Here is a 23734-nt window from a genome sequence, read left to right as displayed (position 1 = left end):
GCCGTGCCTGACAGGGGGCCTACCTTGTGTGATCAAAGTGGCACCGGACGGGCTAGAGATGTGGCATCCGGGGTGGTGTGTGCGGTTCCCTGCCGGGTGCGGGCGCGCTGTGACCGTTCGCGCCCCGCGGCGCAGCCGCTGGTGGATGCGGCCCCGCGCCCCTGAGGAGGTGGGCCAGCCGCCCTCCCGCGAGGCGCCGCAGTTCCTCCGCGGCTATGACCCGTTCCTCCTCGGGATCGTTCACCAATCGTGATCGGATGGCTTCGAGGATGCGGTCGATGGCTTCGTCCGGGTGAGCGTCGCCCAGATAGATGACGAACGCGTGTCCGAATCGGGCCTCGTAGGCGGCGTGGGCCGCGCCCAGGGCCATGTGGGCGGCCGAGTAGGTGTCCGCGGGAAGCTCGGGGAGCGACTCGCCGGCGAGGGCTTCCGAGAGGTCGCCGGGGGAGAGGTCGTACGCCGCCTCGTCCGCCGCCGCCAGGAGGGCGCCCAGGTCGGGGTACGGGCGGTGGTCGGCGAGTCGGCGGGACCAGTGCGGGCTGCGCAGGCAGTGCAGGAGGAGGGCTCGGGCCTCGGTGGCGGGGGCCGCGTTGAAGGCGTCGAGCGGCTTGGGGAGACAGGGCGGGCGATGCGCTGGCAGCGTGGGTCCTCGCGTCACATGTGGTGTGGCAGGGGATGCTGTGAGTGGCAGGGGATGCTGTGAAAGGTGTGTCGTCAGGTTATCGAGAGTGATCACAGTGTGTCCGGTGGATGCCCGAATTTCACTCGAACGGCAGAGTTTCGGAACGCCTCGATGACGTATGGATGGTCGATCGGCCGTACGTTGATCAGGTGAGTCAGCACAGACGCCGCTCTTCGGCGCGGCAGGTCAAACGGAAGCGGGCGGTGGTCGCGGCCGCGGTCGTCGGGACCGTCGCGGTCGGCGTGGGCGTCGGCCTGTGGGCCTCGGCGGGCGAGGGCACCCGCGGCGTCGTGGACGTCGGCGAGGCCGCCCCGAGTCCGTCACCCAGCCGGTCCTACCCGATGTCCGAGGCGCCGAGCACGATCCCCGCCGTGCGTTCCCACACCCCCGCGCGCGGCCCCGGCTGGGGGCCCCACAAGGGGGCGCGGGTGCTGGTGAGCGACCCGAAACTGGCCGACGAGGGCCTGCTGGTGGCCGGCGAGCTGGGCCTCGACTACGCGGGCCAGAAGGACGACGCGCGGTCCGGGGACGTACGGCTCGCGCTCGGCGGGAGCGGCAACCCCGAGTCGTACACCGTGAACGTGCACGACGGGCGGGTCGACATCAGCGGGCCGGGCGAGGCGGGCGTCTTCTACGGCACCCGCACCCTGAAGCAGGAGGTGCACGGCGGCGGCACGGCCCCGGAGGGCGTCGTACGCGACGAACCCGCCAAGCCGGTGCGCGGCTTCATGCTCGACATCGCGCGCAAACCGTTCTCCGAGACGTGGATCGAGGACCGGATACGTGAGCTGGGCGATCTGAAGTTCAACGAACTGGGGCTGCACTTCTCCGACGACCAGGCCTTCCGGATCGAGTCCAGCACCCACCCCGAGATCGTCTCCAAGGACCATCTGACCAAGGCGCAGGTCAAGAAGATCGTCGACCTGGCGGCCTCCCGGCACATCACCGTCGTCCCCGAGATCGACTCGCCCGGACACCTGGGCGCGGTGCTCGCCGCCCACCCCGACCTGCAGCTGCGCAACGTGAACGGCGTTCCGACGCGCGGCGCGATCGACATCTCCAAGCCCGCCTCCGCGCAGATCGTCGACGATCTGCTGAACGAGTACGCCGGGCTCTTCACCGGCGGCCAGTGGCACCTGGGCGGCGACGAGTACCAGGCCCTGACCGTCTCCGACCCGGGTGCCTCCTTCCCGCAGCTCGCGGCGGCGGCCCAGCGGAAGTACGGCTCCGGCGCGACCGTCGGCGACCTCGCCACCGGCTGGATGAACGACCGCGCCGCCACCGTACGGGCCCACCAACGCACCATCAGGGCGTGGAACGACGGCTTCTTCCGCGGCACGTCCGTACAGGTCGACAAGGACCTCCAGGTCGCCTACTGGACCGGCAAGGAGATCGGTGCCACGGAGCCGGTGAGGTACCTGGACGACGGACGCGAGCTGATCAACTACAACGACGAGTTCCTCTACTACGTGCTCGGCGAGCCGCAGACCTTCGTCTACCCGACCGGGCAGCGCATCTACGAGCAGTGGACCCCGCGGGTGGTGCGCGGCACGACCGCCGTTCCGGCGCGGTACGACGGGCAGATCCTCGGCGGGTCGTTCGCGGTGTGGTGCGACGTCCCCGACGCGCAGACCGAGGCGCAGGTCGCCGCGGGCATCCGGATGCCGCTGCGGGCCACCGCGCAGAAGCTGTGGGACCCGCGCGAGCCGAGCCTGACCTGGGCCGAGTTCACGAAGCTGGCGGACCGGCTGGGCTGAGTTCACGAAGCCGGCGGACCGGCCGGGCCGAGGGCGTCCCGGAGCCGCGGAGCGCCAGGGCCCGCCCTCACGATCATTCGCATGCAGCACCGGCGGGCGCTCGCGGGCCCCGTCCTTGGCTGAAAAACGCCCGCTGTGACACTCCCGGGCCGATCCACGCAGTAAGGGGAAGTGCGGGCTCCGTGCAAAGGCCGGGCCCCGGTTTTGGAGGCTTCCATGAGCCTGATGGAACTGATCGCGCAGGCCGACGACCGTGGACTGGCGGCCGGCGGGCTGGCCTGTTCCGATCGGTGTGTCCCCCTGCTGGGCGGCGACGACGAGCTGCTGCGCCCGCTGTGGGCCCACCTAGCCGACGGCTCCGACTGGTCCGCGAGCCTGGACAAGGCGCGCGGCACGCTCGCCCCGGCCGGCCCCGGCGAGGACGAGGCGGCACGGCTCGCCCGCCGCATGCTGGAAGCCGCCCCGGCCGAGCGCACCGGCGACGCGGTACGGGCCTGGGCCGACGCCTGCTCCGTCGCCTCCCTGCTCATCCACCGGCAGCTCGACCCCGCCGTCGACGAGAACACCCCCGCCGACGACGTGGACGACGAACGCGCCGGCGGCCCGGAGAGCGTCTCCCCGCTGGTCTCCGCCGAACTGCGCCGCCAGATCCTCGTCCTCGAAGTCCTCGCCGGGCACGGCGCGCACGGCCTGCGCCGCGCCCTGGACGTCACCGTCGAGGGCCGGCGGGTCCTGCGCGCGGTGGTCTCGCGCCGGGAACGGCTGGCGTAGCGGCCGCAGTCTGCGCGCTCGACTCCCCCCGGCCGTCCGTACCGCCCGAATTCCGACCCGGGCAGCCGCAAACCCGGTTTCCCGGGGGAGTCCTGTGCGCGTCCTGCACCTGAGGTGGGGCGGTCCTGCGCCGGTTGCCGCACCGGCGGCGAACAGGGTGACGGATCCCAGGTCGGGACCGCTCTTCCCTATGTGACAGCGCAGCACGTGACAGCACAGACGCAGACCAGGCCGCCCGCCGCGGCGAAGCCCGCGCGATGGGCCGCGGACGCGGTGGCCGCCATGCGCGAGGGCGCGCGGGTGCGGCTCGACTACTCGGCACAGAGCCTGTGGCGGGTCGACCGCATGATCGAGGAGATCCGGCGCGAGGGGCCGCCGTACGAGGCGGTCGAGAACGTGCTGCGCGGATTCGGCGCCTACGCCGGCGAGGTCATCGTCCGGCAGACCGGAGCCCAGTGGTGGGCGACCGGCGGCGACCACTGGGTCCGCACGCCCGACGGCCGGCTGTGGGACCCCGTGGACGAGGCCCGGCGCGCGTACGCCGGCAACGGCTCACTGCGCCTGCTGTGCCGGGACGCCACCGCCGGCGGATGAACCGGCGCCGGGCCCCGCTCGCAGCGGGCGGGACCCGGCCCGTACGTCGCACAAGGCCGTGCGGCCCGGTACGCGGATCGCACGGAACCCATCATCCGGCGGACTCTGACCCCGACCCCGACCCCGACCCCGACTCCGCCTCTGACTCTGACTGCGCCGGTGTCGCCGACGGGAGTTCCGCCTGGCAGGTGGCCCGGCCGAACCGCCCGTACGCGGACGCGGTCTGCACGTGATTGCCGCGCACGGCGAGCGAACAACTCGCCTGCCCGCCCTTCTCGCCGAGCGTGATCGAGACCAACGGCGGCCTGCCGAGCGGCACGTGGACGGTCTTCTTCCACGGCAGGGTCACCGCGTGGTCCACGGTCGCCGTCCCGGCCCCGCTGCTGCCCTGGTAGGCGATGTCGGCGGTGCCGTCACCGGTGACCTCGTACGTCACCGCGGCCGTCGGGGCGGAGGGTCTGGCCGGCTTGTCCTCGCTGTCGAGCACGCCGTAGAGGACGAGTCCGGTGCACACGGCGAGCAGGGCGGCGCCGATGAGGAGACCGGTGCGATCGGGGTGGGAGGCGCGCGCCGGCTCGTCGGGCGCGGAGTTGTCGTCGGAACTCCCGTCGAACGCCTTGGTGTCGGCGGCAGCGTCCGCCGTCGTTTCCCGCTCTTCAGCGCCCATGAAAAGTCCCTTGTGAATCGGTCGCTCGAATTCGCGCGCACCTGCCGGAATTCCCGGATCCGGGCTCTTATACAGGACGCGGGACGGCGCCTGCCAGTGGCCGGACAAACCGGGCGCCGATTTACCGCGATGGGTGAACTTTCGGGATTCGCGAACTCAGTTGACATGCCATCACTCGTGTGACTAAAACCGCGGCGCCGCTACGTCTGACCTCCTCTGATGAGGTCGGTCGAATGTTTAGCGGTCGATGTTTATGACGACTGACACAAGGAAAGGGTTGCGGTGAAACCCAGATTGGGCAGGCTTATAGCGTGCCTTGTGGTATCCGCGGTGGTTGGTACCGCGTTGCCGCAGGTCGCTTATGCGGCGTCCGGTTCGGACGACGGTGACGGCGGTGGCGGAAAGGGGATTGTCGACACCGTCAAGGGTTGGTTCGGCGACGACGATCACCCGCTCGTCGAGCCGCCGTCCCACAACGAGCTGGACGTGGCCGACCGGCAGAAGCTGCCGAGGGGCGTGAAGGCTCCGAAGGCGAAGCGGGTCAAGGAGCTGACGGGCCGGCGCACCTCGACGGCTCGGTTCTGGCAGATGTCGGACGGCCGGGTGCAGGCGGAGCTGTCGGCGGTGCCGACGTCGTACCGCTCGGGCTCGGGCAAGAAGGCGTCCTGGAAGTCGATCGACACCGCCGTCCACGCGACGGACGCGAAGGGCTTCGACTACGCCAACACGACCAACGAGGGCCGGAGTTGGTTCGGCTCGGACGCCGGTCACCTGGTCCGGTTCCGGTCGCCGGACGGCCGTACGGTCACGCTGGGCCTCAAGGGCGCGGGCGGTGCGCTGAAGCCGTCGGTGAAGGGCTCGACGGTCACGTACAAGGACGCGGTGAACGGCGCGGACCTGGAGTACGGCGTCGGTCCGGGCCGGGTGAAGGAGAACATCACCCTCGCCGAACGCCCCACCGGTCCACTGAAGTTCACGTTCACGCTGGACACCGACGGTCTGGTGCCGCGCGCCCGTAAGGACGGGTCGGTGGCGCTGTTCGGTGCGCTGCCGAACACGCCGGTCATGGTGATTCCGGCGCCGTTCATGACGGACGCGAAGAAGGCCGACACGTCGGTCTTCGGCAGGACGTACAGCACGGCCGTGCGGCAGAAGCTCACGAAGGACGGCACGTCCTGGAAGCTGACCGTGACGCCGGACGCGAAGTGGCTGGCGTCGAAGGACCGCCAGTACCCGGTCGTCATCGACCCGACGATCACGATCGCGCCGTCGCCGTCGGAGTCGCAGGACACGATGGTCCTGTCGGACCAGGCGGCGACGAACTTCAACACGAGCTGGAAGCTGTCGGTGGGCCGTACGGCCACCGGTACGGCCCGCTCCCTGATCAAGTTCCCGTTGAGCGAGATCCCCTCGGGCACGAAGATCGACTCGGCGCGCCTGGAGATGTACTTCGACAACGCGCACGACGGCGGCGGCACGAAGGTGCCGGTCGAGGTGCACCGGGCGACCGGCGCCTGGGACGAGTCGACGGCGACCTGGAGCAACACCAGTGCGCTGGCGGGTGAGCTGTCCGGCACCAGTTACACGGTGGACGACGGTGACGCGGGCACCACGGCCGCGTCGGGATCCTGGCCGGTGTCGACGTCGACGCTCGCGCAGTACGCGGTCGGCGGCGACTACCACTACAACAAGGACGCGGTCGCCGGGGACACGTACACCTGGCAGCCGAACATCAAGGACGCGGGCAGCTACCAGGTCGACGTGCACTACGTCTCGGCGACCGACCGTGCGACGAACGCCCCGTACTCGGTGACGTCGAAGACCGGTACGACCACGTACACGGTGAACCAGCAGTCCGGCACCAACGGTGTGTGGGCTCCGCTGGCGGGCGGTGCGCAGATCGACTTCGCCGCGGGTACGGCGGGCAAGGTCGTGCTCGGTGACGGGCCGGCGTCCGCGTCGACGGCGGTGATCGCGGACGCGGCCCGTTTCACCAACCCGGCGATGATCAACAAGGACATCGGCGAGTACAGCCAGTGGCACAAGTTCCCGGTGACGGACACGGTGCAGCAGTGGCTGGACGGTTCGTCGGTGAACAACGGGTTCGTGCTGAAGGCGGCGGACGAGTCGACGGCCGGCCCGGTCGGCGGCCCGCGCTACGAGGCAGGTGACGGCGACTACGGCGGCGAGACCTCCACGATCCCGCGCCTGACGGTCACCTACGGCAAGGTCGGCACCGCGCTCGACTCGCCGACCGTGGTGCACTCCACGGGCCCCGAGCTGAGCTGGAAGGCCTACGCGAACACGACCGGTGACCCGGGCAACGACATCGTCGAGTACCAGCTGCACCGTTCCACGCAGCAGGCGTTCACGCCGTCGGCGGCCACGCTCGTGGCGCCGGTCTCGAAGTCGGTGACGGCGTACACGGACACCACCGCGACCCCGACGCCGGATTCGTCGTCGGAGGAGATCGGGCGGTCGTACTACTACCAGCTGGCGGTGAAGACGAAGAGCGGCCAGCTCCTCGGTTCGCCGACCCGCATCGTGGGTGTGCCGAAGGCGGGCCGCACGATGCGCCTGATCCAGGGCTCGGCGGGCGCGGTCACGGACACCACCCTGTCCTCCGCGACCCCGACGACCAACCTGGACACGATCGGCCGGGACGGTGTGGGCCAGAAGTGGCTGAGCGTGGGCAACAACACGCCCACCAACACCACCGAGAAGACCCGCGCGGTGCTGAAGTTCCCGACCACCGCGATCCCCACCACCGCCACGGTGCTGGAGTCCCGGCTGTTCCTGTGGGGCGCGGAGACCACCACCAAGACCAACGGTGCGATCTACGAACTCCACGGCCTGAACAAGGACTTCACCGAGACCCAGGCCACCTGGAACAACGCCAACACCACCACCGCCTGGACCGCGGCGGGCGGCGACTACTCCGGGACCGTCTCCGACACCGTCGCCACGGTCTCGGACGTCGGCCGGCACTGGTGGGACGCGACCTCCCTCACCCAGGGCTGGACCCGCACCCCCACCTCCAACCACGGCGCCCTGGTCAAGCTGAAGGACGAGACGGCCACCGGCCCCCAGGAACAGACCATGTTCCTGGCCTCGGAGGCCGCCGACCCGCAGATCGGCCCGCTGCTGCGCGTGATCTACGTCGACTCCACCACGGACGACACGTACTACGCGCCGCAGACCCCGGCCCGTATGACCCCCAACTCCACCTACACGGTGGACTTCACGGTCACGAACACCACCAACGCCGCCTGGGCGACGGGTGAGCGGGTGCTGTCGTACACCTGGCAGCTCCCCGACGGCACGGACATGACGACGGGCGGCAACCAGCTCTCCACCGCCGTCCCGGCGCTGTCGCCCGGCCAGTCGGCGACGATCCAGGCGCAGGTCAAGACGCCGATCAACTCGGACACGGGCAGCAAGCGCACCAAGTACGTGCTCGGCTGGGACGTCAAGAAGGTCGCGGACGGCTCCTGGCTTTCGGCCGGCACGGGTGGCATCCCGGCCCTGAAGCAGAACGTGGCGGTCGAGGACCCGACCTCGAACGCGCTGGGCCTGGAGAAGTTCTACTCCTACACCGGCAAGAACACCGGTGCCGGCGCGACGGTCATGAACAACCTGGCCTCGGGCAACACCGTGTGGTCGTACAACGCGTTCACCAACCCGGGGCGTGGTCTGACGACGTTCGCGCGGTTCTCGTACAACTCGCTGGACACCGACAACCCGAACGGTGGCGCGGGTGCGGGCTGGTCGGCGCAGCTGGGCGGGCCGATCCGGCTCGGTGCGGCGCTGGACTTCCATCCCAACCCGGTGCAGAACGCGACCGAGATCCGGCTTCCCGACGGTGACGGCACCACGCACGTCTTCACCAAGCAGCCGGACGGATCGTGGAAGGCCCCGGCGGGCGTCCACTACCGCATCACCATGAAGTCGGGCCTGGACTGCACCCCGGCGAAGGACCCGGTGCCGGACGCGTGGACGCTGCTGCGTCCGGACGGTACGCGGTTCTTCTTCGGCTGTGACGGCTACCTGACGTCTGTCGTGGACAAGAACGGCAACACGCAGACGTACACCTACGAGCAGCACAAGACCCAGGGCAAGGCGGCGAAGTTCCTCGCCTACGTCACCGACCCGGCGGGCCGGCAGTCCCTGACGCTCGACTACTACCAGAAGGGCGACGCGTCGTACGACTACATCGACGGCACGGGCGCCAAGGTCACCGGCACCAACCTGACCGACCCGGACATCTACGACCACGTGAAGTCCGTCACGGACATCTCGGGCCGCAAGGTCTCCTTCCTCTACACGGTCCAGGGCCTGCTGGGGCGGTTCACCGACGGTGACGGCTCCGCCCAGCCGAAGAACTTCACGTTCACCTACGACGCCACCCAGGGCAACAAGAACGTCAAGCTGGTCAAGGCCACGGATCCGCGCGGCCACGACACCAGCTTGGTCTACAACGAGCCGAAGGCGGGCGACGACCCCAAGTACCACTGGTGGACGAAGACCGTCACCGACCGCCTCGGCGGTGACACCGGCTTCGTCTACGCCGCCGACACCACGAACACCAAGTTCACCGACACCACGGTCACGGACGCCGAGACGCACGCCACGAAGTACGTCACCGACGACTTCGGCCGCCCGGTCCAGACGACCAACGCCAAGTCCCAGACCACGAAGATGAGCTGGGACGCCGACAACAACGTCACCTACCTGGAGGAGGACAACGGCGCAAGGACCGCGTACTGCTACGACCAGAAGACGGGCTACCCGCTCTGGCAGCGCGACGCGGAGAACAACAAGGCGGGCGTGCCCGACCAGTCGGCCACCTGCGTCACGGACAGCTCCAAGTGGCCTGCGAACGCGGCGAAGTACGAGTACCAGACCCGCGCCGACGGCTTCTCGGCGGACCTGTACCGCAAGACGTCGCCCGAGGGCCGCGCCTGGCAGTTCGGCTACGACGCGTTCGGGAACCTGAAGACGGTCACCGACCCCAAGGGCGTCGCGACCACCACGGTCCCGGACGACTACACCACGAAGTACGACTACGACGCCTACGGCGAGCTGACCAGGGCGACCGACGCCAACGGCAATCCGACGACCTACGGCGACTTCACGCCGGTCGGCTACCCGAACACCATCACGGACGCGCTGAACACGTCGACCACGTACGTCTACGACGAGCGCGGCCAGGTCACCCAGGTCACCGACGCGCTGGGCAAGAAGACGCTGCAGACGTACGACACGTACGGGCGTCCGCTGGCCAAGTCGGTGCCCAAGGACCAGGACGCCGGTGTCCTGATCACCACCCCCGCGCCGGTGTACGACGCCAACGACAACATCACGTCCTCCACCGCTGCCAACGGTGCGGTGATGACGGCGGCGTACGACTCCGCGGACCAGATGGTCTCGTCGACGGACCCCACGGACACGCCGGGCGGTCCCGAGCGCAGGACCGACTACACGTACGACAAGGTCGGCAACCTCAGGACGACGACCGAGCCCAAGGGCACGGCGACGACGACGGACCCCACCGACTACGTCACCACCCACACCTACGACGAGATCTACGAGCCCGTCTCGGTGGTCAACTCCGCCGGGGACAAGATCTCCTACGAGTACGACGGCGTCGGCAACCTGGTCACGGTCATCGACCCGAAGAAGAACGCGACCACGGACCCCGCCGACTACACCTCCAAGACCGCCTACGACCTGAACCACCGGTCCGTATCGGTCACCGACGCGCTGGGCAGGGTCAGCTCGCGCACCTATGACAAGGACTCGCTGGTCGTCGCCAGCAAGGACGCCGAGAACAACCAGACCCTGATCACCTACGACGAGAGGGGCAAGCAGACCGAGGTCAAGGTCCCGCACGAGGGCACCACGACACGGTCGACCAAGTACGAGTACGACCAGGCCGGCAACACCACCAAGGTGATCACTCCGCGTGGTGTGCAGACGGCGAACGCCGACGACTTCACCTCGCGCACCGAGTACGACGCGCTGAACCGCCCGGTGAAGCAGTTCCAGCCGTACGACCCGGCGGACGCCCGCTACAACGACCCGAACGTCTACACCGCGACGTCCTACGACGCGGTGGGCCGGGTCGCCAAGACCTCGGCGCCGCCGTCCGAGGGGCAGACGGTCCGCAACGACACCACGTACTCGTACTTCGACAACGGCTGGACCAAGTCGTCGACGGATCCGTGGGACATCGTCACCACGTACGACTACAACGAGCTGGGCCGGCAGACCGCCCGTACCCTCACCTCGGCGGGAGGCTCGTCCAACCGCACGATGAGCTGGTCGTTCTACCCGGACGGCAAGCTGAAGTCGAAGTCGGACGACGGTGTGCCGGTGGGCAGCGCGGTCGCGCTCGTCGACAACTCGGACACCCAGAACACCAGCTCCACCGGTACCTGGACGAAGAGTGACAAGGCCGGCCAGCAGGGCTACGACCACCAGGTCCACGCCGCCGGAACCGGGACCGACGCGTTCACCTGGACGCTGAACATCCCCAAGGACGGCACGTACACGGCCTATGTGAAGTACCCGCAGGTCACCGGTGCCGCGACGGCCGCCAAGTACACGGTCACCAAGTCCGACGGCACGACCACGGACGTGGTCCGCGACCAGAACGCGGCCCCGGGCACCTGGGTCGATCTCGGCTCGTTCGCCTTCGCGCAGGGCAACGCGGCCAAGCTCCAGCTGTTCCAGAACAGCGCGGGCGCGGTCGTCGCCGACGGCGTCAAGCTCGTCCGCGACAACTCGGCCGACACGGACGACGAGAAGCACACCTTCGCCTACGCCTACGACGTCAACGGCAACCTGACGTCGATCGACGACACCTCACCCGGTGCGCCGATCGACGCCTACGCCATCGCGTACACGGGCCTGGACCAGATCCAGAAGGTCACCGAGTCGCTGGCGGGCACGGCGAAGAAGTCCACCTCCTACACCTACGACGCCAACAGCCAGCCGGAGACGGTCACTCACCCCGACCAGTTCTCCAAGTACACCTACGATGCCCGTGATCTGACCGCGACGGTCTCGGTCGGCACCTCGCCGACGGACACGTCCGCCAAGGTCACGTCGTACACGTACACCGATCGCGGCCAGGTCCTGAAGGAGACCAAGAACAACGGCAACACGGTCGACAGCACCTACTTCCTCGACGGCGCGCTCAAGTCCACCGTGGAGAAGAAGGCCGGCGGCACCGTGGTGGCCTCGCACACCTACGCCTACGACGCCAACGGCAACAAGTCGCAGGACGTCGCGAGGAAGATGAACGCCGACAACCACGCGGCGTACCTCGACTCCACCACCGACTTCACCTACGACCCGGTCGACCGGCTCACCAGGTCGGTCAAGACCGGCAACGGCGCGTCGACCGACACATACGTCAACGACGACAACTCCAACGTCGTCAGCCAGACGGTCGGGGGCACGTCCACGGCCTTCACCTACGACCGCAACCGGCTGCAGAGCGCGTCCGTCGCGGGTACGTCGTTCCAGTACGACTACGACCCGTTCGGCCGCCAGGAGTCGGTCACCAGCAACGGCAAGGTCGTCGGGCGCAGCGTGTACGACGGCTTCGACCACGTCGTCGAGTCCCAGAAGACGGACGGGACCGGCACGATGAAGTCGACGAAGTACACCTTCGACCCGCTCGACCGCACCCTGTCCAAGACCGCCGACGGCAAGACCACGGACTTCGAGTACCTGGGTCTTTCCGGCGAGGTCCTGGACGAGAAGGTCGCCGGCCAACTGTCCAAGTCCTTCCAGTACAGCCCGTGGGGCCAGCGCCTGTCCCAGGTCAAGCAGAACACCGACGGGACGACCGAGGACACCTACTACAGCTACAACAGCCACACCGACGTCGACGCGGTGACCGACAAGAACGGTGACACCAAGGCCACTTACGGCTACACCGCCTACGGAAGCGACGACACCTCCGAGTTCACCGGCATCGACAAGCCCGACGCCCAGAACCCCGCCAAGGAGGACTACAACCCCTACCGGTACAACGGCAAGCGCTGGGACGCCCAGTCCGGCACGTACGACATGGGCTTCCGCGACTACAGCCCGGGTCTGAACCGCTTCACCTCCCGGGACATGTACACCGGAGCGCTGGCCGACATGGGCCTCGGCGCCGACCCGTTCACCGGAAACCGCTACGCCTTCGGCGGCGGCAACCCGGTGAGCAACGTCGAACTGGACGGTCACTTCTTCCTCGTCGACGACGTGGTCGAAGTCGCGGCCGTGGTGGTCGTGGTCGCCGCGGTCGCGACGTACGCGGTCGCGACCAACCATGACGTGCAGACCTCCATCAACGACACCTTCGACGCGATCACGTCGGGTATCGGGGACCTCTTCAGCAGCGACGGCGAGGACGAACCGGATCCCGCGCCGGCTCCCCGGCCGCGTCCCGGTCCGGTGCCCGGGGACGGTTCGGGCACGGACAACAAGAAGCGGTGCGAGGACGACCCCAAGTCGAGCCGCTTCCAGTACCAGTCGCTGGACGGGGAGGGCCGCGCCCAGGGCGCGACCGCGCTGATCTGCCCGAGCGACCTGAAGGCCCCGCTCGCGAGCCGGGACGACGGCGGCTCGGTGAACGTGTACGGGTTCCCGGACCCGGCGCAGAACACCCCCCGGTCGGGGAAGGGCAACATCTTCGACCGCACGCACATCGTCGGTGACAAGGTGAGCGGCGACTGGGTGAACGAGAACCTGTTCACCGGGTTCAAGCGCATGAACCGGAGCGGCATGCGGCGCTGTGAGATCAAGATGGAGAAGCAGCTCGCGGCCGGGAAGTGGGTCATGTACACCGGTAAGGTCAACTACAGCCATACCACTGGATATGCGGACAGCATCACGATGTCCGCCTATACGGAGGACGGAGTACTGTTCAACAACATCGTGGTCGAGAACAGCCCGGAATGGCAGACGACATGCTGAGGATCGAAGAGCTGGAGGCCGCGCTTCCGGCGATGACGCCGTGGCGTGTCCCCGGGGGGCGCGGCGTGGACTGGGCCGCCCTTGAGGCGGACCTCGGGACGGCGCTGCCCTCGGACTTCCGCGCTCTGGCGGAGGCGTATCCGGTGCTGGTCGTCGACGACTTCCTCACGGTGTCCCTGCCGGTCCCCGGCGCCGAGGCGTCCTGGGCGTCCGAGTCCAGGGACGACGAGATCCTTCAGGACTGGTACGAGATGGACGACATGGAGGGCTATGTCCCCTTCCCCCAGCCGGGAGGCCTGATCGGCTGGGCGTCGTCCAATTCGGGGGACGTCTTCTACTGGAAGACGAGTCCCGCGGACCCGGACGCGTGGCCGGTGGTCGTCCGCACGGACAACGCCGACTGGATCGAGTTCCCGGTCGGTGCCGTGGAGTTCCTGGCCGGCGTGTACGGGCGCACCATCGACGTACCGGGCATGCCGGGGAACTTCCCCGGCGACTTCCCGAAAGTGCTGGGCCTGGACGACCGTATCGACTGATCGGCCGCTGAGCTCCCGCCCCATGTGAAAGAACGATCGCCCCCGGGATTCCCCGGGGGCGATCGCCATGGGGCACCCGGGTCCTCGTCGTCGGGTGGCTGGTGAGCGGCGGACGCGCGGCCAGGTAAGAAGGTTGCGCATCCGGTGAGAGATTCCATGTGGCGATTGACACGTCCATGACCTGTGATGCGGGAGAGGTGGATTCCGCTTGATGATCACGGGGGATTGGCCGACCGCTCCCCCTGGCCTGAGCGAAGGGGGAACGTTGTCATGGGTGAAGTGGACACGCGACCGCGGGCGAGCGACATGCGCGGCTGCGCGGCCGCGTTCGTCGCCCGCGCCACCGCCCGCAGCCGGCTGCCGCTGGACTACTCCGAGGGCAGCCTGCGGGTCGTGGACTTCCTGATCGACGGACTGCGCAAGGGCGGCGCCGGCCGGCAACGGGCGCTGAACCCACTGCTCGGGCTCGGGGCGTACGTCGGTGAGGTGCTGGTGCGCCGCGCCGGCGCGGTGTGGCTGGACTTCGACGCCGAGCAGCGCGTCTACTTCGGCCAGCCGGTGGGGGTGCGGATGCCCGACGGCCGGGTGTGGAACCCGCTGGGCAAGGTGGTCAACCGCTTCGAAGGGGGCGGCCCGGAGGACTCCTTGCAGACCTTCTGGCTGACCCTGCACGGGCGGGCGCGCCGGGATCCGGGCTGACCCGCGCCGCCCGCGCCGCCCGTGCCGGTCAGTCCGCCGTGACTCTCCAGTAGCCGATGCGCGAAGTCCGGTTCGTCCGTGCGGTCGCATCCGGAGCCACCGCTGTCGTGCAACCGGCCCTCGTTCTGGCCGTCCGCCGGTTCTCGGGCGGGGGGGAAGACGCGAAGGCGGGGGCCGGGTCCGGGGCGGCGAGCATCTGGTCAACTGCCCGACGTAGTAAGCCAAGGCGCTCGTCAGCGACTTCAACCGGTGGCCCGCCACGCCCGGTTGTGTCTCCGTGCCGCGCGGGTCGTACTCCGGCGGGACTCGGGCGGAGCTGGGATCGACCCGTGAGCTGTGACATTTCTGTTCGCCGTGACGCTGATGTCCCTGGGGGGCGCGGGACACGGGACGGTCGTGTCGCGCCGTGCTGATGACGCCATGAGCTTCGAGCACAGGCCCGCACAGGGGCGCGTGTTCGGTACGGACGAGTACGGACGAGGACGGTTCTTGGGCCACGGAGGGGAACGTCGGCGCGTGCAGGCGTACGACGGTGAACTGGGGGCGGCCGTCGCGCGGGCCCAGGACGGGGACGAGGCCGCCTTCGCGGTCGCGTACCGCATCGTCCAGCCGGGGCTGCTCGGCTATCTGCGCGGCCTGGTCGGCGACGAAGCCGAGGACGTGGCCGCCGACGCCTGGCTGGAGATCGCCCGTGACCTGGGACGGTTCAAGGGCGACAGCGCCGGGTTCCGCGGCTGGACCGCGACCATCGCCCGGCACCGCGCCCTGGACCATCTGCGCAGACTGCGGGTACGGCCCCGGGCGACCACGCTCGAACAGGACGTACTGGACCTGCCCGGACCGCAGAGCACCCACGACCAGGCGCTGGAGTCCCTGTCCACCGCGCATGCCCTTGAGATGGTCGGCGCGCTGCCGCGCGACCAGGCCGAGGCGGTGCTGCTGAGGGTCGTGGTCGGCCTGGACGGACCGGCCGCCGCACGTGTCCTCGGCAAGCGGCCCGGCGCGGTGCGTACGGCCGCCTACCGGGGGCTGAAACGGCTCGCCCGCCAGCTGGGCGTTCAGGGCGGCACGGACGAAGGTGTGACGGATGGGGGCCCCAGCACGCTGGGGGAGTCGAAATGAAGCATGCGCGACAGCGTGCGGCGTGACGTGGTGGAACGGCTCCCACGCCGCACGGATGAACGCCGGCGGCTGGGGGCCGTATGAATCCGGGGATGCCGGGTGCATCCCGCGGGGCAGAAAGCACGTGACAGACGGCGCGTGACACACAGATCGGACAGGGACGGGAACTGACATGGGTGAGCGGCACAGCGACGGTGGACGTCCCGGCCGTCGGCACGTACACCCCGGTGGCGACACGCCCCACGCAGCCCGGTCCGCCGACGTCCCCGCCCCCGGCGCCACGGACGCCCGGCTGGAGGCGAGCCTCGTCGCCGCCCTGCGCGCCGCCGGTCCCGTCGACCCCGCCGCCGAGCAGCGCGCCCTGGCCGCGTTCCGTACCGCGCGGGACGAGGGTCTGCACGGCCCGCACCGGGCGCGGACCCGGCGCCGGGACGACTGGCGCCCCCGGGAGCCGCGGCGCCTGGGGCTGTCGGTGAAGGCCACGCTCTCGGTGTTCGTCGCGAGCCTCGCGCTGGGCGGTGTCGCCGTGGCGGCGATCGGCGCGGCCGACTCCTCCTCGCACAGCGCCGACGCCGACAAGGAGCACGCGAAGCCGGGGGCGAGCGCCCCGGAGCGGGCCGGTGCCGGCGCCTCGGCCGGGTCGTCCGCCGCGCCCTCGGCGCGCCCGGACCACCCGGACACCGCCAAGGACACGCTGGCGCACTGCCGCGCGTACGAGCAGGTGCGGGGCCGGGGCAAGGCGCTCGACTCCACGGCCTGGCAGCGGCTGCTGACGGCCGCGGGCGGCGAGGACCAGGTCACCGCCTACTGCGCCGACCAGTTGGCGCGGGCGGCCGAGAGCCGAAGCAACGGCCAGGGCGGCAGCGGACAGAGCAGCAGCGGACAGAGCGGCAGCGGCCAGGGCGCCGGGCAGGGCAACGGCCGCAGCAACGGGCGAAACGCCGGCAACGGCACCAGCACCGACGCCGGCACCACGTCGGGCAACAGCGGCAACGCGAACAACAGCAGCGAGACGAGCAACAGCTCGGAGACGAACAACAGCTCACGGGGCTGAAGCCCGATCCGCCGCCACCACCCACCGCGCCGCCGGCCGCCCGGATCAGTGCCCGAGCCTCGTCCTCCAGCCGGCGGGTGATGGGCATCCTCGCGGATGCCGTGCTCGCCCAGCTGGGTGCCCTGGATGCGGGGGCTCGCGGCGGGGGCGGCTCGGCGCGTCGGTCTGGGGGGTGGACGCCGAGGCAACGGCCGGGGCCGCCACCCCCCACAGGAGAGGCCCCGGCCGTCGCGCGGCACGGGCCGCGCGGCGGCCCGTACTTAGCTCAGCGCCGAGCGTGCTCTTTCTGTCACACCCTGACCCGGAACCGGGCGCACTGTGTCGCGGTCACGAGTTAGTTGCATCTTCTACGGACATGGACGAGCAGCGCTTTAACGCCGTAACGTGCCTTTCGCGCCGACCGAAGGACGGGCGTAAAAGGGAGTGCGGTGCTGGGGGACGACGCGGAGCTGACCACCGCGGTGCGTGCGGCACAGGACGGAGACGAGACCGCTTTCCGTACCGTGTACCGCGCGGTGCACCCGCGGCTGCTCGGATACGTGCGCACACTCGTCGGGGATCCGGACGCGGAGGACGTCGCGTCGGAGACCTGGCTGCAGATCGCCCGGGACCTCGACCGCTTCAGCGGCGACGCCGACCGGTTCCGCGGCTGGGCCGCCCGGATCGCCCGCAACCGCGCCCTTGACCACATACGCATGCGCGGCCGACGTCCCGCGATAGGCGGCGACGAGAGCGAGCTGGCCGGCCGGGCCGCCGAGTCCGACACGGCCGGCGAGGCCCTTGAGGCCCTGACCACCGACTGCACTCTCTCGCTCATCGCGCGTCTCCCGCAGGACCAGGCCGAGGCGGTCGTCCTGCGCGTGGTGGTCGGCCTCGACGCCAAGTCGGCGGCCGAGACGCTCGGCAAGCGCGCGGGCGCGGTGCGCACCGCCGCGCACCGCGGCCTCAAGCGGCTCGCGGAGCTGCTGGGCGAGGATCCGGAATCGGCGGGCGTGCTCGAAGCGCTTCCGCCCCAGCGAGAACCGCGCGGAGGCGCGGTGGCGTCCGCACGTGTGACGCATACGGGTGCGCGGACGCAGAAGGACATGTGATGGCCGACGAGCACAACAAGTGGCTGAACCGTGAGACGGCCGAACGTCTGCTGCGCGGTGAGTCGCTGGAAGCCGTCGACGCCCCCGCCCCCGGCCGGGCGCACCGGCTCGCCGAGGCGCTCGGCGCACTCTCCGCCGAAGCGGCTCCCGCGACCGGTGAACTCCCCGGTGAACAGGCCGCGTTGAACGCGTTCCGCGAGAACCGCAAGGCCCGCGAGAACCGCAAGGCCCGCGAGGTCCGCAAGGCCCGCGAGGTCCGTAAAGCCCGTGAGGCGACCGCTGCCGAGGGCGCCCCCGACGTCGCAGCCGCGAGCCGCCGCCTCGGTCTGCCCGCACCCGAGATCGACGCGGGCCTGGTCCGTATCGGCGCCCCGCCCCGTACCGGAACCCGCCCCCGCCGTCCCCGCTGGGCCCGCCCGGTCCGGCTGGCGCTCGCCGCGGCGCTGGTCGCCGGCACGCTCGGCGGGGTCGCGGTGGCCGCGGGCGCCGGTGTGCTGCCCACCCCGTTCCACCATGCGCGGCCCGCGCCCGGCGTCTCCGTTCCCGCCGGCGAGATCTCGGGGCAGCCGTCCGAGCCGCCGGCCTCGCCGGACCTCGGCTCCGCCACGGCCACGCCCGGCGGCGGCGCGGACGGTTCCTCCCGCGGCGCGTCCTCCGACGAGTCCCCCGCCGGGCACCAGGGCAGGGGCGAGGGCGCCCGGCCGGGCTCAGGCGCCGCCTCCGGGAAGCACGGCACCTGGTGGAAGAAGTCCGCCACCGCCTGCCGTGCCCTGCGCGACGGCAAGGAGTTGGGCGCCGGCCGCAAGCGGGTCCTGGCGAACCGGGCGGGCGGTCCGGCGCGTGTGCGCACGTACTGCAAGGCCGTGCTGACCGCCGAGGACAACAACACCTCCCCGGGCGAGGGCGGCAGGGGTGACGGCAGGAGCGGCGACGGCAGGGACAGGGCAGACGGGAGCGGCCGGGGCGGTGCGGACGACGTCCACGAGGGCCGGTACCGCGGACACGACGGCAAGCACCGTCGTCCGCGTGCCCGTGCGGCCTCTCCCGCCGCCCAGGCCGTCGCGCCGCCGCGTCCCGACCGGCCGGCCGGCACCCCGGGCGCCTCGCCGAGCCCCTCGTGACTCCGCCCGATCACCTCTGTGACCTGTGGTTTTCTCGATCCCGCAATTTTTTCCGCGCGAGGTGTGACGTTTCCGGACCGCGCCACGCAGTAATGAGTGAGCCGACTGGTCATCGGCCGTCGCACTGAGCCGGGGTTCCCCCCGTACCTGCGGCTCGTGCATCTCGGCGCGGGCGGGACACGTTCCCCCGGTCCCGCCCGCGCCCCCGAACCTCTCCCGCCGGCCCGCCCGGCACACCTCACCAGTACACGACGACCTTGTCGCCGTTGCGCACCTGCGCGAACAGCTGGGCGATCGCCGTCTCGTCCCGCACGTTGACACAGCCGTGCGAGCCGCCCGCGTAGCCGCGTGCCGCGAAGTCGTAGGAGTAGTGCACCGCCTGGCCCCCGCTGAAGAACATGGCGTACGGCATCGGCGAGTGGTAGAGCGTGGACACGTGGTGCCGTGACTTCCAGTAGACGTGGAACACACCCTCACGGGTCGGGGTGTACTGGCTGCCGAAGCGGACGGACATCGTCGACACGGTCCGCCCGTCGACCATCCAGCGCAGCGTCCGGCTGTTCTTGCTGATGCACAGCACCCGGCCGGTCAGGCAGCGCGGGTCGGGCGCGGCGGCCGGCTGACCGCCCATCAGGTACAGCTCCCACGTCCCCGGCCGGTGCGTCATCGCCTGCAGCCGCCGCCAGGTGACGGTGTCCGTCTCACCCGTCGGGGGCAGTCCGCGCTTGCCCTGGAAGCCCTTGACGGCCTGCTCGGTCAGATCGTCGTAGCTCCCCGTCGGCCCGTCGAACAGCCAGGCGACCTGGCGCAGCCGGGCCTGCAGCTCGCGCACACCCGGACCGCTGTCCCCGCGCGACCACAGGACGGCGGGCGCGGGCTGCGTGGGCTGCATGGGCTGCATGGGCTGCGCGGGCTTGGCGGCGGAGGTGCCCGATGCCGTCCCGCTCCCGCCGGAGCCGTCCTCGGCCGTCCGGGTGGGGTCGGGAGCGCGACTGGAGGGCAGTTCGACATGGACGGGCGAGCGGCCCTTGCCGTCGGCGCCCTGGGGCTGCACGGTGCAGCCGCACAGCGCGGCGAGGGCGGCGCACGAGACGAGTACGGCGGCTGGTCTCCCCGGGATCCTCATGCCGGGGATGTTTCCCCGCGTGAGCGCCGGCGAACTACGGGGCATGGTGGGGAGGGACGAAACGGACCGCTGGAGGCATCCATGGCGCACGAGTCGGAGTCGGGGCTGCCGATCGAACCGGTCTACGGGCCGGCGGCCCTGGCCGGCTGGGACCCGGCCGAGAAGCTGGGCGAACCGGGGGCGTACCCGTACACCCGCGGGGTGTACCCGACCATGTACACCGGCCGACCCTGGACCATGCGCCAGTACGCGGGTTTCGGTACGGCCGCCGAGTCCAACGCCCGCTACCGGCAGCTGATCGCCCACGGCACCACCGGCCTGTCGGTCGCCTTCGACCTGCCCACCCAGATGGGCCACGACTCCGACGCGCCGCTCGCGCACGGCGAGGTCGGCAAGGTGGGCGTGGCGATCGACTCCATCGAGGACATGAGGGTGCTGTTCGACGGCATCCCGCTGGACCAGGTGTCGACGTCGATGACGATCAACGCGCCGGCCGCCCTGTTGCTGCTCCTCTACCAGCTCGTCGCGGAGGAACAGGGGATCGGCGCGGACCGGCTGACCGGCACCGTCCAGAACGACGTCCTCAAGGAGTACATCGCGCGCGGGACGTACATCTTCCCGCCGAAGCCCTCCCTGCGCCTGACCGCCGACATCTTCAAGTACTGCACCGCCGAGATCCCGAGGTGGAACACCATCTCGATCTCCGGCTACCACATGGCCGAGGCGGGCGCGTCGCCCGCGCAGGAGATCGCGTTCACGCTCGCCGACGGCATCGAGTACGTCCGTACGGCGGTCGCGGCCGGCATGGACGTCGACGACTTCGCCCCCCGTCTGTCCTTCTTCTTCGTGGCCCGTACGACGCTGCTGGAGGAGGTCGCCAAGTTCCGCGCGGCGCGGCGGATCTGGGCCCGGGTGATGCGGGAGGACTTCGGCGCCCGCGACCCGAAGTCCTGGATGCTGCGCTTCCACACCCAGACGGCCGGGGTCCAGCTGACGGCCCAGCAGCCGGAGGTGAACCTCGTCCGGGTCGCGGTGCAGGCCCTCGGCGCCGTTCTGGGCGGCACCCAGTCCCTGCACACCAACTCCTTCGACGAGGCGATCGCGCTGCCCACGGACAAGAGCGCGCGGCTCGCGCTGCGCACCCAGCAGGTGCTGGCGTACGAGACGGACGTACCGGCGACGGTGGACCCGTTCGCGGGCTCCTACGCGGTCGAGGCGCTGACCGACGAGGTCGAGGCGGCCGCGTTGGACCTGATGCGCAGGGTCGAGGACCTCGGCGGCGCGGAGGCGGCGATCGAGCGGGGCTTCCAGAAGGCCGAGATCGAGCGCAGCGCGTACCGCGTCGCCCAGGAGACGGACTCCGGGGAGCGGGTGGTCGTGGGCGTCAACCGCTTCCGGCTGGACGAGGAGGAGCCGTACGCGCCCCTGCGTGTGGACCCGGCCATCGAGGCCCGCCAGGCGGCACGGCTGGCCGGGCTGCGGGCCGACCGGGACCAGGGGGCGGTGGACGCGGCGCTGGCCGCGCTGAAGAAGACGGCGCAGGGGGAGGAGAACGTGCTCTACCCGATGAAGGAGGCGCTGCGGGCGCGGGCGACGGTGGGGGAGGTGTGCAACGCACTGCGAGAGGTGTGGGGAAGTTATGTCCCGAATGTCGCCTTTTGAGGAGTGCCTCATGTGCGTTTCGGGCGCCGCGTGTTCATCCTCCGGACGGGCACTGCTGACAGGCGCACGTCCGTGCGACACTCCTTACCATGTTCGGTGTCATCGATCTCCCCACCTACCTGGCAGGCCTCGTCCTGATCGTCCTGCTGCCCGGTCCCAACTCCCTCTACGTCCTGTCCGTGGCCGCCCGGCGCGGTGTGCGGGCCGGTTACACCGCCGCCGCCGGGGTGTTCTGCGGGGACACCGTCCTGATGACACTGTCGGCGGCCGGGGTCGCCTCCCTGCTGCAGGCGAACGCCGTGCTGTTCGGGATCGTGAAGTACGCCGGCGCCGGCTATCTGACCTGGCTGGCGATCGGGATGATGCGGGCCGCCCTGGGCATGTGGCGCAGCCGGCGCGAGCAGGCCGCCCCCGAGGACGCGCCCCTCGCGGCGAACGAGGAGCGGCCCTACCGCCGGGCCCTGGTCGTCAGCCTCTTCAACCCCAAGGCGATCCTGTTCTTCGTCGCCTTCTTCGTGCAGTTCGTCGACCCGGGCTACGCCTACCCCGCCCTCTCCTTCGTCGTCCTCGGCGCGTTCGCCCAGGTCGCCAGCTTCCTGTACCTCAGCGCGCTGATATTCGGCGGCACCCGCCTGGCGGCCGCCTTCCGCCGCCGCAAGCGGCTGTCCGCGACGGCCACGTCCGCGGCCGGCGCGCTGTTCCTGGGCTTCGCGGTGAAGCTGTCGCTCGCGAGTTCCTAGCGCCCGCCGGGGCCGAGTTGGCGTGTCTGTCTCCCTGTCTCTCTGTCTCTCTGTCTCTCTGTCCGCCTGTCCGCCTGTCTGCCTGTCTGCTCGTCGTCGGGGCAGCCGCGCCGGCAGGCTGAATTTGCGCCGTGATCGAAGTCCTCTTGACTGGCGATCACGGTGCTTTTAGCGTTCCGAGGCGTACCAGGCGCAATCGGAAGACCGGCACACTGTTGACCGGGGCGCGGTGGGGAGGGGTCCGTAATGCTCGATTTATCGATGCCTGAATTCCTGGAACTTCGCATCCCGTCACGCCGTTGACGGTTTCTCGACCACATCACTGCACGTGCTTTTCCTGGCCTGTTCCTGTGCGTTTTCTCTGAATTCAGCAAGGGGGATAGTGCGAATGCGATCACGTTCACGTGTCAAAACTCCTGCGGGGCCCGGTAGACGCAGACCCCGGGGAACCACCACCACAGCCATGGCGCTCCTGGCCCTCGGTCTTGCCGCGCTCGGCAGCGCGCCCGCGCAGGCGGCACCCACGACGACCAGGCAACTCGACTACCGCGGGCACCAGTTCGCCGTGCCGACCGCCTGGAAGGTGGTCGACCTCGAGGAGGACCCGAGCGCCTGTGTTCGCTTCGACCAGCACGCGGTCTATCTGGGACATCCAGGTGCGGAGCAGGACTGCCCCGGTCACGCGGTGGGCCGCACCGAGGCGCTGCTCGTCGAGCCGGACGACAACACCGCCGCGGAGCAGGGCACGGTGGCCTATCCCGGCGAACACTAATACCGAGCCTCAGCGGACCGGGTCCGGATCACCGCCACCTACGACACCGCTCCGACGCTCGTACGTACCATCCTGACGAACGCCGGTATTCCAGCGGCGGCACCCCGTGTCCAGCGCGAGGCCCCGGTTCCCTCGGCTGCCGCGGCCACCCTGCCGGCCACCGCCACCAATTACACCGGCAAAGGCTTCGACACCTGTACGGCGCCCTCGTCCGGTGCCATGGACAACTGGCGCGCGAGTTCGCCGTACGGCGCGGTCGGCATTTACCGGGACTCTTGCAGAAAGCCCCGGCGTTCACGCCGGGGATGAAAGGCACCTCAGGACTGCTCTGACCCGCAGGCTAGAGCGGACGTTTTTGCTGCTC

At 70.2% G+C, this 23734-nt stretch carries 16 protein-coding genes; 13 read left to right on the top strand and 3 right to left on the bottom strand.

Going from position 1 to position 23734, the window contains the following annotated elements; genetic code table 11:
• Window positions 1–52 precede the first annotated feature (52 nt).
• Window positions 53–658, bottom strand: coding sequence for a 2-oxo-4-hydroxy-4-carboxy-5-ureidoimidazoline decarboxylase (locus ACGFYV_RS29055; RefSeq protein ID WP_393881465.1), 606 nt, complete (start codon window positions 656–658; stop codon window positions 53–55).
• 173 nt (window positions 659–831) lie between these two features.
• Between ACGFYV_RS29055 and ACGFYV_RS29050 the strand changes: the two genes are divergently transcribed.
• The 3 genes from ACGFYV_RS29050 to ACGFYV_RS29040 all read left to right on the top strand — a co-directional run bounded on the left by ACGFYV_RS29050 (window position 832) and on the right by ACGFYV_RS29040 (window position 3804).
• Window positions 832–2439: a glycoside hydrolase family 20 protein gene (locus ACGFYV_RS29050; protein ID WP_393881464.1), complete on the top strand. Its 1608-nt coding sequence runs from the start codon at window positions 832–834 to the stop codon at window positions 2437–2439.
• A gap of 216 nt (window positions 2440–2655) precedes the next feature.
• Window positions 2656–3210 (top strand): hypothetical protein, encoded by a 555-nt coding sequence (locus ACGFYV_RS29045; RefSeq protein ID WP_393881463.1) that lies wholly within the window; start codon window positions 2656–2658, stop codon window positions 3208–3210.
• A gap of 207 nt (window positions 3211–3417) precedes the next feature.
• On the top strand, window positions 3418–3804 hold the full coding sequence (locus ACGFYV_RS29040) for a DUF6278 family protein (RefSeq protein ID WP_393881462.1): 387 nt from the start codon (window positions 3418–3420) through the stop codon (window positions 3802–3804).
• A gap of 91 nt (window positions 3805–3895) precedes the next feature.
• Here ACGFYV_RS29040 and ACGFYV_RS29035 read toward each other — a convergent pair whose 3' ends face one another.
• Window positions 3896–4471 (bottom strand): hypothetical protein, encoded by a 576-nt coding sequence (locus tag ACGFYV_RS29035; protein WP_393881461.1) that lies wholly within the window; start codon window positions 4469–4471, stop codon window positions 3896–3898.
• Window positions 4472–5764: 1293 nt separating this feature from the next.
• Between ACGFYV_RS29035 and ACGFYV_RS29030 the strand changes: the two genes are divergently transcribed.
• The 7 genes from ACGFYV_RS29030 to ACGFYV_RS29000 all read left to right on the top strand — a co-directional run bounded on the left by ACGFYV_RS29030 (window position 5765) and on the right by ACGFYV_RS29000 (window position 19070).
• On the top strand, window positions 5765–13447 hold the full coding sequence (locus tag ACGFYV_RS29030; RefSeq protein WP_393881531.1) for a DNRLRE domain-containing protein: 7683 nt from the start codon (window positions 5765–5767) through the stop codon (window positions 13445–13447).
• On the top strand, window positions 13429–13983 hold the full coding sequence (locus tag ACGFYV_RS29025) for an SMI1/KNR4 family protein (protein WP_393881460.1): 555 nt from the start codon (window positions 13429–13431) through the stop codon (window positions 13981–13983). Before ACGFYV_RS29030 ends, ACGFYV_RS29025 begins: the two co-directional genes overlap by 19 nt.
• A 270-nt stretch (window positions 13984–14253) precedes the next feature.
• On the top strand, window positions 14254–14682 hold the full coding sequence (locus tag ACGFYV_RS29020; protein WP_393881459.1) for a hypothetical protein: 429 nt from the start codon (window positions 14254–14256) through the stop codon (window positions 14680–14682).
• A gap of 489 nt (window positions 14683–15171) precedes the next feature.
• Window positions 15172–15804, top strand: coding sequence for an RNA polymerase sigma factor (locus tag ACGFYV_RS29015; protein WP_393881530.1), 633 nt, complete (start codon window positions 15172–15174; stop codon window positions 15802–15804).
• 172 nt (window positions 15805–15976) lie between these two features.
• Complete coding sequence (locus ACGFYV_RS29010) at window positions 15977–16858, top strand: hypothetical protein (RefSeq protein ID WP_393881458.1); 882 nt, start codon at window positions 15977–15979, stop codon at window positions 16856–16858.
• A 428-nt stretch (window positions 16859–17286) separates the two neighbouring features.
• Complete coding sequence (locus ACGFYV_RS29005; RefSeq protein ID WP_393881457.1) at window positions 17287–17949, top strand: RNA polymerase sigma factor; 663 nt, start codon at window positions 17287–17289, stop codon at window positions 17947–17949.
• Window positions 17949–19070 carry a hypothetical protein gene (locus tag ACGFYV_RS29000; protein WP_393881456.1) on the top strand — a complete coding sequence of 374 codons (1122 nt, stop codon included), beginning with the start codon at window positions 17949–17951 and terminating at the stop codon, window positions 19068–19070. The genes ACGFYV_RS29005 and ACGFYV_RS29000 overlap by 1 nt, the downstream gene beginning before the upstream one ends.
• Before the next feature lie 238 nt (window positions 19071–19308).
• Here ACGFYV_RS29000 and ACGFYV_RS28995 read toward each other — a convergent pair whose 3' ends face one another.
• Entirely contained in the window at window positions 19309–20196 is an 888-nt protein-coding gene (locus ACGFYV_RS28995; RefSeq protein ID WP_393881455.1) for a L,D-transpeptidase family protein, read from the bottom strand.
• A gap of 81 nt (window positions 20197–20277) precedes the next feature.
• Here ACGFYV_RS28995 and ACGFYV_RS28990 point away from each other — a divergent pair, with 81 nt between their 5' ends.
• From ACGFYV_RS28990 to ACGFYV_RS28980, 3 genes are all read left to right on the top strand, one after another.
• Entirely contained in the window at window positions 20278–21858 is a 1581-nt protein-coding gene (locus tag ACGFYV_RS28990) for a methylmalonyl-CoA mutase (RefSeq protein ID WP_393881454.1), read from the top strand.
• Window positions 21859–21947: 89 nt separating this feature from the next.
• Complete coding sequence (leuE, locus tag ACGFYV_RS28985; protein ID WP_393881453.1) at window positions 21948–22598, top strand: leucine efflux protein LeuE; 651 nt, start codon at window positions 21948–21950, stop codon at window positions 22596–22598.
• Window positions 22599–23061: 463 nt separating this feature from the next.
• Window positions 23062–23370: a hypothetical protein gene (locus ACGFYV_RS28980; protein ID WP_393881452.1), complete on the top strand. Its 309-nt coding sequence runs from the start codon at window positions 23062–23064 to the stop codon at window positions 23368–23370.
• The last annotated feature ends 364 nt before the right edge of the window (window positions 23371–23734 follow it).

This window comes from Streptomyces sp. NPDC048297 (assembly GCF_043201585.1).
Taxonomy (GTDB): Bacteria; Actinomycetota; Actinomycetes; order Streptomycetales; family Streptomycetaceae; genus Streptomyces.
Note: the sequence above shows the minus strand (reverse complement) of the source record. Positions and strands in the feature narration are given on the sequence as shown.

Bases quoted from the DNA above. Each gene is read 5' to 3' on its own strand.
- ACGFYV_RS29030 (WP_393881531.1), top strand. From the start codon at position 5,765: ATGGTCCTGTCGGACCAGGCGGCGACGAACTTCAACACGAGCTGGAAG.
- ACGFYV_RS29035 (WP_393881461.1), bottom strand. From the start codon at position 4,471: ATGGGCGCTGAAGAGCGGGAAACGACGGCGGACGCTGCCGCCGACACC.
- ACGFYV_RS28995 (WP_393881455.1), bottom strand. From the start codon at position 20,196: ATGAGGATCCCGGGGAGACCAGCCGCCGTACTCGTCTCGTGCGCCGCC.
- ACGFYV_RS28990 (WP_393881454.1), top strand. From the start codon at position 20,278: ATGGCGCACGAGTCGGAGTCGGGGCTGCCGATCGAACCGGTCTACGGG.
- ACGFYV_RS29025 (WP_393881460.1), top strand. From the start codon at position 13,429: ATGGCAGACGACATGCTGAGGATCGAAGAGCTGGAGGCCGCGCTTCCG.
- ACGFYV_RS29000 (WP_393881456.1), top strand. From the start codon at position 17,949: ATGGCCGACGAGCACAACAAGTGGCTGAACCGTGAGACGGCCGAACGT.
- ACGFYV_RS28980 (WP_393881452.1), top strand. From the start codon at position 23,062: ATGGCGCTCCTGGCCCTCGGTCTTGCCGCGCTCGGCAGCGCGCCCGCG.
- ACGFYV_RS29010 (WP_393881458.1), top strand. From the start codon at position 15,977: ATGGGTGAGCGGCACAGCGACGGTGGACGTCCCGGCCGTCGGCACGTA.
- ACGFYV_RS29045 (WP_393881463.1), top strand. From the start codon at position 2,656: ATGAGCCTGATGGAACTGATCGCGCAGGCCGACGACCGTGGACTGGCG.
- ACGFYV_RS29020 (WP_393881459.1), top strand. From the start codon at position 14,254: ATGGGTGAAGTGGACACGCGACCGCGGGCGAGCGACATGCGCGGCTGC.
- leuE (WP_393881453.1), top strand. From the start codon at position 21,948: ATGTTCGGTGTCATCGATCTCCCCACCTACCTGGCAGGCCTCGTCCTG.